The 12612-nt window shown below is 65.4% G+C and carries 10 protein-coding genes; 3 read left to right on the top strand and 7 right to left on the bottom strand.

Going from position 1 to position 12612, the window contains the following annotated elements:
* Positions 1 to 174 precede the first annotated feature (174 nt).
* The 3 genes from ABE423_RS15405 (at position 175) to ABE423_RS15395 (ending at position 4554) form a co-directional block, all read left to right on the top strand.
* Positions 175 to 828 (top strand): TetR family transcriptional regulator, encoded by a 654-nt coding sequence (locus ABE423_RS15405; RefSeq protein ID WP_006431024.1) that lies wholly within the window; start codon positions 175 to 177, stop codon positions 826 to 828.
* 39 nt (positions 829 to 867) lie between these two features.
* Positions 868 to 3240: a 3-hydroxyacyl-CoA dehydrogenase/enoyl-CoA hydratase family protein gene (locus tag ABE423_RS15400; protein ID WP_014036899.1), complete on the top strand. Its 2373-nt coding sequence runs from the start codon at positions 868 to 870 to the stop codon at positions 3238 to 3240.
* A 105-nt stretch (positions 3241 to 3345) separates the two neighbouring features.
* Positions 3346 to 4554 carry an acetyl-CoA C-acyltransferase gene (locus ABE423_RS15395; protein ID WP_005409292.1) on the top strand — a complete coding sequence of 403 codons (1209 nt, stop codon included), beginning with the start codon at positions 3346 to 3348 and terminating at the stop codon, positions 4552 to 4554.
* A 617-nt stretch (positions 4555 to 5171) separates the two neighbouring features.
* Here ABE423_RS15395 and galU read toward each other — a convergent pair.
* From galU to rpsA, 7 genes are all read right to left on the bottom strand, one after another.
* The gene (galU, locus tag ABE423_RS15390; protein WP_164081207.1) at positions 5172 to 6050 is read right to left on the bottom strand and encodes a UTP--glucose-1-phosphate uridylyltransferase GalU; all 879 of its coding nucleotides are present in this window, start codon (positions 6048 to 6050) and stop codon (positions 5172 to 5174) included.
* A complete protein-coding gene (locus ABE423_RS15385; RefSeq protein WP_032130079.1) occupies positions 6047 to 7960 on the bottom strand; it encodes a nucleoside-diphosphate sugar epimerase/dehydratase in 1914 nt (637 codons plus the stop codon). The genes galU and ABE423_RS15385 overlap by 4 nt, the downstream gene beginning before the upstream one ends.
* Before the next feature lie 3 nt (positions 7961 to 7963).
* On the bottom strand, positions 7964 to 8953 hold the full coding sequence (locus ABE423_RS15380) for a glycosyltransferase family 4 protein (protein WP_293798056.1): 990 nt from the start codon (positions 8951 to 8953) through the stop codon (positions 7964 to 7966).
* A 3-nt stretch (positions 8954 to 8956) separates the two neighbouring features.
* Entirely contained in the window at positions 8957 to 10135 is a 1179-nt protein-coding gene (lapB, locus tag ABE423_RS15375; protein WP_005416232.1) for a lipopolysaccharide assembly protein LapB, read from the bottom strand.
* Positions 10136 to 10141: 6 nt separating this feature from the next.
* On the bottom strand, positions 10142 to 10426 hold the full coding sequence (locus tag ABE423_RS15370; protein WP_010484569.1) for a LapA family protein: 285 nt from the start codon (positions 10424 to 10426) through the stop codon (positions 10142 to 10144).
* A gap of 77 nt (positions 10427 to 10503) precedes the next feature.
* Complete coding sequence (locus ABE423_RS15365; RefSeq protein WP_005409286.1) at positions 10504 to 10809, bottom strand: integration host factor subunit beta; 306 nt, start codon at positions 10807 to 10809, stop codon at positions 10504 to 10506.
* Between the two features lie 87 nt (positions 10810 to 10896).
* Positions 10897 to 12582, bottom strand: coding sequence for a 30S ribosomal protein S1 (rpsA, locus tag ABE423_RS15360; RefSeq protein ID WP_005416230.1), 1686 nt, complete (start codon positions 12580 to 12582; stop codon positions 10897 to 10899).
* Between the last annotated feature and the right edge of the window lie 30 nt (positions 12583 to 12612).

Genomic DNA, 12612 nt, shown 5'->3' with positions numbered 1-12612 from the left:
GCGCCTCACGGGCTGCCTGCGGTTGCCGGCCAGCGGCCGGCACTACCCTTTGCGCCCATTCACCCACCTGAGTGAAATCTGACCGGTCCGGGCATTTTTGCTGCACTGCAAAATGCCATACGCTACCGTCTGGTCCTAGTATCAAACAATCGTTTGATTAAGGTCCGCCCGCCGATGGCCAAACCCGCCCACTTCTCGACCAAGGACCGGATCCTCGGCGCGGCCGAGGAGCTGTTCGCACAGCACGGCTTCGCCGGCACTTCGCTGCGCCAGGTGACCAGCCAGGCCGACGTCAACATCGCTGCGGTCAACTACCACTTCGGCTCCAAGGAAAACCTGGTCAACGAGGTGTTCCGCCGCCGCATGGACGAGATGACCGGCGCGCGCCTGGCGCAGCTCGAGCGCGCCCGCAGCGAACACCCCGGGCAGCTGCGCCCGGTGCTGGCCGCCTTCGTCGAGCCGGCACTGGCGCTGGCCCAGGACCGCCAGAACGGCGGCGCCTTCGTGCGCGTGATCGCCCGCGCCTACGCAGAGAAGAACGACAACCTGCGCAAGTTCCTGTCCGACCACTACGGTCACGTGCTGCGTGCGTTCGGCAAGGCGATTGCCGAATGCGCACCCGACCTGAGCAAGGAAGAGCTGTACTGGCGCCTGGATTTCCTGGCCGGCTCGCTCACCTATGCCATGGCCGACTTCGGGCTGATCAAGCGTCCCGCCGGTGTCACCGAAGCGGCGCATCGTGCCCATGCCGCCCACGAACTGATCCATTTCGCCGAAGCCGGGTTCCGCGCCGCCGCACGCGCCAGCGCCCTGCCCGCTTCCCCTTGATTCCACCCAGTAACTGCTGACCAACAAAGGCCCTACACCATGTCCAATTCCCTGCTAGTCCGCCGCGCCGCCGTGCTGGGTGCCGGCGTCATGGGTGCCCAGATCGCCGCCCACCTCACCAACGCTGGCGTCGACACCGTGCTGTTCGACCTGCCCGCCAAGGAAGGTCCGGCTGACGGCATCGTGCTGAAGGCGATCGCCAACCTGGGCAAGCTGAGCCCGGCGCCGCTGGCCAGCAAGTCGCTGGCCGAAGCCATCACCCCGGCCAACTACGAGTCCGGCCTGGAGCAGCTGAAGGACTGCGACCTGATCATCGAGGCCATCGCCGAGCGCATGGACTGGAAGCAGGACCTGTACAAGAAGATCGCGCCGTTCGTGGCCGACCACGCGGTGCTGGCCTCCAACACCTCGGGCCTGGGCATCAACAAGCTGGCCGACGTGCTGCCCGAGCAGCTGCGCCACCGCTTCTGCGGCGTGCATTTCTTCAACCCGCCGCGCTACATGCACCTGGCCGAGCTGATCCCGGCCACCACCACCGACGCCGCCGTGCTGGAAGGCCTGGAAGAATTCCTGGTCACCACTTTGGGCAAGGGCGTGGTGTACGCCAAGGACACCCCGAACTTCATCGGCAACCGCATCGGCGTGTTCTCGATCCTGTCCACCATCCACCACACCCAGCAGTTCGGCCTGGGCTTCGATGAAGTGGACGGCCTGACCGGCCCGCTGGTCGGCCGCCCGAAGTCGGCCACCTACCGCACCTCCGACGTGGTCGGCCTGGACACCATGGCCCACGTCATCAAGACCATGGGCGACACCCTGCCCAACGACCCGTGGCATGAATTCTTCAAGTCGCCGAAGTGGCTGGACGCGCTGATCTCCAAGGGCGCGCTGGGCCAGAAGACCGGCGCCGGCATCTTCCGCAAGGTCGGCAAGGACATTGTGGTGCTGGACCTGGAGAAGCAGGACTACCGTCCGGCCGACCGCGCCGCCGCTCCGGAAGTGGTCGAGATCCTGAAGATCAAGAACCCGGCCGAGAAATTCGCCAAGCTGCGCGAAAGCCAGCACCCGCAGGCGCAGTTCCTGTGGGCGACCTTCCGCGACCTGTTCCACTACAGCGCCTACCATCTGGCCGACATCGCCGAAACCGCGCGCGACGTCGACCTGGCCATCCGCTGGGGCTACGGCTGGTCGCTGGGCCCGTTCGAAACCTGGCAGGCCGCCGGCTGGAAGCAGGTGGCGCAGTGGATTGCCGATGACATCGTCGCCGGCAAGAGCATGAGCAATGCCCCGCTGCCGGACTGGGTGTTCGATGGCCGCGATGGCGTGCACGCCGCCGAGGGCAGCTACAGCCCGTCGCGCAACGCCAAGCTGCCGCGCTCGTCGCTGCCGGTGTATCAGCGCCAGCGCTTCCCCGATCCGCTGCTGGGCGAGAAGTTCGCGCCGGGCGAGACCGTGTTCGAGAACGACGGCCTGCGCATGTGGCACGACGGTGATGGCATCGCCGTGGTCAGCTTCAAGACCAAGATGAACACCGTGTCCGACCAGGTGCTCGACGGCCTGCAGGAATGTGTCAGCCGCGCCGAGAAGGACTTCCAGGGCCTGGTGATCTGGCAGCAGAAGGAACCCTTCTCCGCCGGTGCCGACCTGGCCGGTGCGCTCGGCCTGCTGCAGGCCGGCAAGGTCGACCAGTTCGAAGAGATGGTCGCCAACTTCCAGCGCACCAGCCAGCGCATCAAGTACTCGCTGGTGCCGGTGGTGGCTGCCGTGCGTGGCCTGGCGCTGGGTGGTGGCTGCGAGTTCCAGATGCACAGCGCCAAGACCGTGGCCTTCCTGGAAAGCTACATCGGCCTGGTCGAGGCCGGCGTCGGCCTGCTGCCGGCCGGTGGTGGCCTCAAGGAACTGGCCGTGCGCGCCTCGCAGGCCGCTGGCCCGGGCGGTGACGTGTTCGCCGAACTGAAGAAGACCTTCGAAACCGTGGCGATGGCCAAGGTCTCCAACTCGGCGGTCAACGCCAAGGAACTGGGCCTGCTGCGCAGCACCGACAAGGTGGTGTTCAACAGCTACGAGGCCCTGCACATCGCCAAGGCCGAAGCGCGCGCCCTGGCCGAAGCGGGCTACCGTCCGCCGCTGCCGGCACGCCGCATCCAGGTGGCCGGCGACGTGGGTATCGCCACCTTCAAGATGATGCTGGTCAACATGCTGGAAGGCCGTTTCATCAGCCCGTACGACTACGAGATCGCCGAGCGCATCGCCACCGTGCTGTGCGGTGGCAAGGTCGACCGCGGCACCCTGGTGGACGAAGAGTGGCTGCTGACCCTGGAGCGCAAGCACTTCGTCGAACTGGCCCAGCAGGAAAAGACCCAGGCCCGCATCGCGCACATGCTCAAGACCGGCAAGCCGCTGCGTAATTGATCGCCCCTCCCTGCTTTCGGTGGGTGCCGACCGTTGGTCGGCACTCCCTGATGTGGCAGTCGAGCATGGCTCGACTCTACAAAACCTATTCGAGAGATCACTGCAATGACCAAGCAAATCCAGGACGCCTACATCGTCGCCGCCACCCGTACCCCGGTTGGCAAGGCGCCCAAGGGCATGTTCCGCAACACCCGCCCCGACGACATGCTTGCGCACGTGCTGCGCAGCGTCGTCGCCCAGGCCCCGGGCGTGGACGTCAACCGCATCGATGACGCGATCATCGGCTGCGCCATGCCGGAAGCCGAGCAGGGCATGAACGTGGCGCGCATCGGCGTGCTGCTGGCCGGCCTGCCGAACACCATCGCGGCGCAGACCGTGAACCGCTTCTGCTCCTCCGGCCTGCAGGCCGTGGCGCAGGCCGCCGACGCAATCCGCCTGGGCAATGCCGACCTGATGCTGGCCGGTGGCACCGAATCGATGTCGATGGTGCCGATGATGGGCAACAAGATCGCCATGGCGCCGAGCGTGTTCGACAACGACCACGTCGCCATCGCCTACGGCATGGGCATCACCGCCGAGAAGGTCGCCGAAGAGTGGAAGGTCTCGCGCGAAGACCAGGACGCCTTCGCCCTGGCCTCGCACCAGAAGGCCATGGCCGCGATCCAGAACGGCGAGTTCAAGGACGAGATCAGCCCGTACGAGATCGTCTCGCACCTGCCGGACCTGGCCGATGGCCAGCGCATCATCACCCGCAACAAGATCGCCGACACCGACGAAGGCCCGCGCCCGGATTCCTCGGCTGAAGGCCTGGCCAAGCTGCGCCCGGTGTTCCGCAACGGCCAGTTCGGCGGCACCGTCACTGCTGGCAACTCGTCGCAGATGAGCGATGGCGCCGGTGCCGTGCTGCTGGCCTCGGAACAGGCGATCAAGGACTACGGCCTGACCCCGCTGGCTCGTTTCGTCAGCTTCTCGGTAGCCGGCGTGCGCCCGGAAGTGATGGGCATCGGCCCGATCGCCGCGATCCCGAAGGCACTGAAGCAGGCGGGCCTGACCCAGGACCAGCTGGACTGGATTGAACTGAACGAAGCCTTCGCCGCGCAGTCGCTGGCGGTGATCCGCGATTGCGGCCTGGACCCGAGCAAGGTCAACCCGCTGGGCGGCGCGATTGCCCTGGGCCACCCGCTCGGTGCGACCGGCGCGATCCGTACCGCGACCCTGCTGCACGGCCTGCGTCGTCGCCAGCAGAAGTACGGCATGGTGACGATGTGCATCGGCACCGGCATGGGCGCAGCGGGTATTTTCGAGGCGCTGTAAGGTTCAAAGCGTTGCCTCGTTGGGCTTCATGGCGTGGGCCGGGTCGGCAGGGCTGCCCGGGACACGCCGTGAACCCCCCTCCGGGGTCCGGCCCAGCCGCTGGCGGCTGTGCGTTCGGGCGCTTGCGAAGCGGTGCTTCGCAAGCAAAGCGCCCTCACCCCTGGGGGCTCGATGGCGCCTTGCTGGTGTGCGCTGTCCTGCGCACACGGCAAGACCGGGGTTGGGCGTCCTGCCCAACCCGCCCAAGGCATGCCTTGGGCCCATGGCGCAAACGGTCCCGGGCAGCCCTGCCGACCCGGCCCTTCCAGCCTCCCCCGGCGGAGGAGTGAGCAAAGGCAAGGGCAGTAGAGCCACGCCATGCGTGGATGCTCGCGGAAACGGAAAAGGCAGCCATTGGCTGCCTTTCTGCTTTTGCTCTTGCCTTTGATTCCGCCCTTCCCGTCCGCGCCCGCAGGAAACCTGACAGGCGGGGCGGGTGGGCCTTTGCAGGACCGTTCGCCGCATGGATGCGGCGACCGAGCCCCCATGGACGGGTTTACGGCGTGTCCTGCAAAGGCCCACCCGTCCCGCCCATCACGTATCAATCAAGGCGCAGCACGGAGCGCTTGATAGAACCCTTACTCCGCCAACATCGCCGTCAGTTTCTCCCGCGCCGGCCCTGCCAGCTTCGGGTTGTCCAGCGCGAAGCGGATCGTCGCCTCCACCAGCCCCAGGTGCGTGCCGCAGTCGAAGCGGGTGCCCTCGAAGCGGTAGGCATCGACCTCTTCGGTCTTCAGCAGCTGCGCGATCGCATCGGTCAGCTGGATCTCGCCACCAGCACCACTGCCGGTCTGCTCCAGCAGCTCGAAGATCTTCGGGCTCAGCACGTAGCGACCGACCACGGCCAGGTCGCTCGGTGCGTCCTCCGGCTTCGGCTTCTCCACGATCTGCGAAATGCGACCCTTGCGGCCGTCGAACGCGTCAGTGGCAACGATGCCGTAGCTGGCAGTCTTGTCGTGCGGCACGTCTTCAACGGCGATCACGCTGGCACCACTGGCCTCGTTGAGGTCTGCCATCTGCTTCAGTGCGCCGTCGCCGCGGTTCCAGATCAGGTCGTCCGGCAGCAGCACCGCGAACGGCTCGTCACCGATCACGGCCTTGGCGCACAGCACCGCATGGCCCAGGCCCAGTGCTTCGGCCTGGGTCACGAAGATCGCGCGCACGCCCTTGGGCAGCACATGGCGGATCATCTCCAACTGCTCCTGCTTGCCGGCGCGCTCGAGCTTCTGCTCCAGTTCGTAGGCCTTGTCGAAGTAGTCGGCCACGGCATGCTTGTAGCGATTGGTGATGAACACCAGCGTATCGCAGCCTGCTTCGATTGCTTCATCCACAGCATATTGGATCAGCGGACGATCAATGATCGGCAACATTTCCTTCGGAACCGTCTTGGTTGCCGGCAAAAAGCGCGTCCCGAGCCCTGCCACTGGAAAAACTGCCTTGCGAATTCGCTTGCTCATTGGTGCCTGTTGGCCTCACGTGCCGGAAAGGGCACGACTTTAGCGGATGAAATGTAAGCATCCTGTTCGATGGGAGAGAACTCCGGCATCGTCGCGAACAGGATCTCCTGGATGCTGGTCGTGTCGTAACCAGCCACGGCATCGCGCAGGCGCGGGACATTGCCCAGCACCAGGTCACGCGAGAACGTACGTACACCGGCCTCGAGAATCTTCGGGTGCGCGGTGGAACGGTAGTCCTCGTCCGAATAGAACAGCGTCTCGTGCAGCTTCTCGCCCGGACGCAGCCCGGTGTAGATGATCGGAATGTCCTTGTACGGCTGCTTGCCGGCCAGGCGGATCATCTGCTCGGCCAGCACGCGGATCGGCACCGGCTCGCCCATGTCGAGCGTATAGATCGCACCATGCGATGCCGAAGCGGCCGCCTGCAGGATCAGCTGGCAGGCCTCCGGGATGGTCATGAAGTAGCGACTGACTTCCGGGTCGGTGACGGTCACCGGACCGCCACGCAGGATCTGTTCGCGGAACAGCGGCACCACGCTGCCGGCTGAGGCCAGCACGTTGCCGAAGCGCACCGTAACAAAACGGGTATGCGTGGACTTCTGGTCCAGGCTCTGGCAGATCATCTCCGCATAGCGCTTGCTGGCGCCCAGTGCATTGACCGGGTCGACCGCCTTGTCGGTGGAGATGAACACGAAATGCTCAACGCGCGCTTCCAGGCAGGCGCGGGCCACGTTCTCGGTGGCCAGGATGTTGTTGCGCACCGCTTCGCGCAGCTGCCGCTCCAGCACCGGCACGTGCTTGTAGGCAGCCGCATGGAAGGCGGTGTCGACCGGATGCAGCGACAGGGCGTGGCGGATCACCGCCGGGTCACCGCAGTCGCCCAGCACCGCTTCGATCTCGACATCGGGGAAGCTGCGCCGCAGCTCGCCTTCGATGGTCAGCAGCAGCAGTTCGCTGATCTCGAGCAGGATGATGCGGCCGGCGCCATGCCGTGCGCACTGGCGGCAGAGCTCGGAGCCGATCGAGCCACCGGCGCCGGTGACCATCACCGTACGCCCGCCCAGCCAGCCACGGATCAGGTTCCAGTCCGGCATGATCGGCTTGCGGCCCAGCAGATCCTCGATCGCCACTTCCTTCAGCTGCCCCGGCAGCGACTGGCCCTGCAGGATGTCGCTGAGCTTGGGCACGGTGCGGAACGGCACACCGGTGCTTTCACAGATGGCGACGATCCGCTGCATGCCCGCCGCGTCCAGCGACGGAATGGCGATCACCAGCAGCTTGGCCGCCGTCTCCCGGACCACTGTCGGCGCATCGTCCAGGGTGCCGAGGATCGGCAGGCCCTGCAGCTTGGCGCCGCGCAGGTGCGGCGCGTCGTCCAGCAGGCCGACCGGCTCGAAATTACCGGAACGGCGCAGGTCACGGACCAGGGTCTCGGCGGCCTGGCCGGCACCCAGGATCAGCACGCGGCGCGCGGACGAGTCCGACTGCAGTGCCTGATAGTCCTTCCAGGCCCGGTACAGCAGGCGCGGCGCGCCCAGCAGCGCCGACAGCGCGAACGGATAGATCACCAGCACCGACATCGGCACGCCGTCGAAGCGCTTCCACATCAGCACCAGCACGATGGCGACCATGCCGATGAAGCTGGCCTTGAAGATGTTCAGCAGGTCGCTGACGCTGGCGAACCGCCACAGGCCCCGATAGAGGCCCACGCGCCAGAACACCATGCCCTGCAGCAGCAGCACCAGCGTGGTGTCAACGTTCCAGAGAGGGAGCTCGGGGGCGTTGGCCAGGATCGAATACCGCCCCGCGTGGAGCAGCTGCCAGCATGCCCAGACCATGAACAGGTCGTGGCAGACGATGGCCGAACGCGGCATCAGGCCGAGGATTCTGTCCCGCCAGGGTGAAGCCATAAGTCAGGTATTTCCTTTTGGGTGGCGCAATCCATTGCGCAGGAGGAGCCAGAGGACGCTCAGCGCAATGAACCACGCGATCGCCACGGCAGCCTCCCACCTCGGCTGCAAATTGGAGCAGACATTAAGCACTGTAATACTGAACAGGCCTAAAGCAAAGTACATCCCTGTTACCTGGGCGTGACTGGCTCCTGCCTGCACCGCGCGCTGGTAGACGTGCTGGGTATGGGGTTCCATCCAGCGTTGTCCGGAAATGATGCGCGCCAGCAGTGTGAAGCCCGCGTCCACAAGGAACGGCGATGCCGACACCAGCAGCAGGATCCAGTGGATGTCGGTCTTGACGCTGGCCAGTGCCAGCACTGCCGCCACCGCGTAGCCCAGCGCGCCACTCCCGACATCGCCCATGAAGATCCGGGCCCGCGGGAAGTTGAACGGCAGGAAGCCCAGGCAGGCCAGGCCCAACGCGACCGCCGCCAGCGAGTACGGCCAGGGCAGCAGCGGCGCCAGCCCCAGCGCGACCACGATGGCCTGGCTGGCCGCGATGCCGTTGATCCCATCCATGAAATTCCAGATGTTGATCAGCGAGGCGGTGAACAGCAGGACCAGTACGGCCAGCAGCCAGCTGCCACCGTGGACCTTGACCAGCGCGGCCAGCAGCGCGGCGGCGATGAAGTGCACCATCAGGCGGCGCATGGCCGGCAGCGGCCGGTGGTCGTCCCACCAGCCGATACCCGCCACCAGCGCCAGGCCAAGGCTGGCGACCAGCAGGCTCGGACGCGCTTCGGGCCAGGCCCACATGGCAATACCGGCGGTCACCAGCAGGCTGATGACAATGGCGATGCCGCCGCCGCGGGGTGTCGCCACGCTATGGCTGCGGCGCTCGCCCGGCTGGTCAAACAGTTGCCGGCGCAGCGCGTAACCCCGCGCCGCCCAGGTCAGTGCCGCACTCAGCAGGGCCAGGCCCAGCAGCGCGCCCATCACGAGCCACGGCATGGATCAGAGCACCGCGTAGTTCAGCAGCGGCTTGACCGTACCCCACTCCTTGCAGCTCGGGCACTGCCAGTGGTGGGTGCGCGCACCGAAACCACAACGGGTGCAGCGATAGGCCGGATTGCGCACCAGCAACTGGTCGGTGATGTGCTTGAGGTCGTGCAGGGTCGCCGTGGAATCGGCGCCTTCAGCCAGGGTCAGGTCGATCAGCGCGGACTCGCCACGCACCGACGGGCGATCCTTGAGCTGGCGGCCCAGGTAGGCACGGGCTGGCGCCACGCCCTCCTGCTCTTCCATCAGGCGGGTCAGCGCCAGCACCGGGGCGATGCCGCGGTAGTGCTCGGTCATCTCCGACAGGAACGCGCGTGCGCCTGCCAGATCGCCGACCTTGCGGTAGTTCTGCATCAGCGCCGGCAGCAGCTCCGGCAGGTACTCCGGATCGTTGCGCGCGGCACGCTCGAAGGCGCGTACGGCCGCTTCCGGATTGCCGGCATCGGTTTCCAGGCGTCCTTCAATGATGCCGGCACGTACCGACATCGCATCGGCCTGGTAGGCCCGGGCAATCGCTGCCCTCGCCTCTTCCAGCTTGCCAGCACCGCGGAAGCGTTCGGCCAGTTCGCACTCGAACTGCCCGATCAGCTTGCCCATCGGCTCGCCGGTGACGTCCTCGAAACGGGTCGCGTTGTCGATCGCCTTTTCCCAGTCGCGCTCGGCCTGGTAAATGCCGATCAGGTGCTTGAGTGCCTGCGGAGCACGCTGATCCAGCTGGGCCAGTTCGGTGAACACGGTCTCGGCGCGGTCCAGCAGGCCGGACTTCATGTAGTCCTCGCCCAGTGCCAGCAGCGCCTGCACGCGTTGCGCATCGCTGAGGTCGTGGCGGTTGACCAGGCCCTGGTGCAGGCGGATGGCGCGGTCGACTTCGCCGCGGCGGCGGAACAGGTGGCCCAGCGCGACCTGGGTCTCGAAGGTTTCCTTGTCCAGCTCGGCGATGTGCAGGAACAGCTCGATGGCCTTGTCCGGCTGCTCGTTGAGCAGGTAGTTCAGGCCGCGGAAGTAGGTGCTGGACAGGCGGCTGACCTGGCTGTCACCGTGGCGTTGACCACCACGCCGTCCGATCACCCACCCGGCCAGTGCGGCCAGCGGAACGAACAGGAAGAACCAGAACCACTCGGTGACGAAATCCATCTTCGATCAGCGTCCATCAAAAGATTGGGGGGAAGCAACCGGTGCCGGCGTGGCGACAGCGGACTTGTTGGCGCGGCGCAACTGGCTGTAGAGCGGAATGACCACGCTCACCAGCACCAGGCCGGCACCGACGATGACACCCACCAGCAGCGCGGCGATCAGGGCCACGCCTACCGAGGTATGCAGTTGGGTAAACAGCAGGTTGATCGACATCGCGGTCATGTTGACCGCACCGATGATCAACCCAAGGATCAGAACCGCCAGCAGGACCAGCAGACGAAAAACCTTCATGCGACAGCTCCAGTGGCAGGAGTCCGTAGCTTATCCGACTCGCGGCTGGATTCGCACGCGGTGGCGCGACGGAAGGCTCAGGCCGGATCGGCGTCCAGCGGCAGCACACTGCTGACCCGCTCACGCAGTTCCTTGCCCGGCTTGAAATGAGGGACGTGCTTGCCCGGCAGGGCAACCGATTCGCCGGTTTTCGGGTTGCGACCCAGGCGCGGCGGACGATAGTGCAGCGAGAAGCTGCCAAAACCACGGATTTCGATGCGATCCCCGGCGGACAGCGATCCGCCCATCATTTCCAGCAACGACTTCACCGCCAGATCGACATCATCGGCCTTCAGGTGCGCCTGGCGGCGCGCAAGGATTTCGATCAGTTCGGATTTGGTCATTACCGGCTCACATCAGGGGTATCTCAGCCTGAAACGGCCCGGGCAATGCCCGGGCCGTCCAGGAAACAACGAACAGCGTAAGGCCGATTACTCGGACTTGTTGCCGTTCAGCTGTGCACGCAGCAGCGCGCCCAGCTGGGTGGTGCCGCTGGAAGCCGAAGAGGACTGGTATTCCTCCAGCACTTCGCGCATTTCAGCGTCGTCCTTGGCCTTGATCGACAGCTGCAGGGTACGGCCCTTGCGGTCCATGCCCACGAACTTGGCTTCGACCTTGTCGCCGACCTTCAGGTGCTGGGTGGCGTCGTCAACGCGCTCGTTGGCGATGTCGCGTGCCGAGACGTAACCTTCGATGCCGTCAGCCAGCTCGATGATCGCGCCCTTGGCGTCGACTTCCTTCACCACGCCTTCGACCTTGGAGCCCTTCGGATTGGCAGCCATGTACTGGCCGAACGGATCCTGCTCCAGCTGCTTCACGCCCAGGGAGATGCGCTCGCGCTCCGGATCGACAGCCAGGACGACGGCGTCCAGGGTATCGCCCTTCTTGAAGTTGCGAACGACGTCTTCGCCGGTGGTGTTCCAGCTGATGTCGGACAGGTGAACCAGGCCGTCGATGCCGCCGTCCAGGCCGATGAAGATGCCGAAGTCGGTGATCGACTTGATCTGGCCCGACACCTTGTCACCCTTCTTGTGGGTGGCAGCGAAGGTTTCCCACGGATTGGCGGCAACCTGCTTCATGCCCAGCGAGATACGGCGACGCTCTTCATCGACGTCCAGCACCATCACTTCGACTTCATCACCAACCTGGACAACCTTGGACGGGTTGACGTTCTTGTTGGTCCAATCCATCTCGGAGACGTGCACCAGGCCTTCGACGCCCGGCTCGATCTCAACGAACGCGCCGTAATCGGTGACGTTGGAGACCTTGCCGAAGACGCGGCTGTTGGCCGGGTAACGACGGCCGATGTTGTCCCACGGATCCTCGCCCAGCTGCTTCAGGCCCAGCGAAACGCGGTTGCGCTCGCGGTCGAACTTCAGCACGCGGACGTCCAGCTCGTCGCCGACGTTCACGACTTCCGACGGGTGACGCACGCGCTTCCACGCCATGTCGGTGATGTGCAGCAGGCCGTCGATACCGCCCAGGTCCACGAACGCGCCGTAATCGGTCAGGTTCTTGACGACACCCTTCAGGATCGCGCCTTCCTGCAGCTTGTCCATCAGCTGCTCGCGCTCTTCCGAGTGCTCGCTTTCGACGACAGCGCGGCGCGAGACCACGACGTTGTTACGCTTGCGGTCCAGCTTGATGAGCTTGAACTCGAGTTCCTTGCCTTCCAGGTAGGCCGGATCGCGCACCGGGCGCACATCGACCAGGGAACCCGGCAGGAAGGCGCGGACATCCTTGATGTCCACGGTGAAACCACCCTTGACCTTGCCGCTGATGCGACCGGTGATGGTTTCGTTCTTTTCCAACGCTTCTTCCAGCTCGTCCCACACCATCGCGCGCTTGGCCTTCTCGCGCGACAGGACGGTTTCGCCGAAGCCGTTCTCGATCGAGTCGAGGGCGACCTTGACGATGTCGCCTTCGGCGACGTCGATTTCGCCAGCGTCGTTACGGAACTGTTCGATCGGCACGATGCCTTCGGACTTCAGGCCAGCGTTGATCACCACGACGTCGCCGCGGACTTCAACAACGGTACCGCTGACGATGGCGCCCGGCTTCAGCTTGGCCAGATTGGCCTGGCTGGCTTCAAACAGTTCGGCAAATGATTCGGTCATTAGATTTACTCTGTTGGACACATGGGTCGG

Source organism: Stenotrophomonas sp. TWI1409, from assembly GCF_039673015.1.
GTDB lineage: Bacteria > Pseudomonadota > Gammaproteobacteria > Xanthomonadales > Xanthomonadaceae > Stenotrophomonas > Stenotrophomonas maltophilia_A.
The sequence above is the reverse complement of the archived record's forward strand: the minus strand, read 5'-3'. Positions and strand labels throughout refer to the sequence as shown.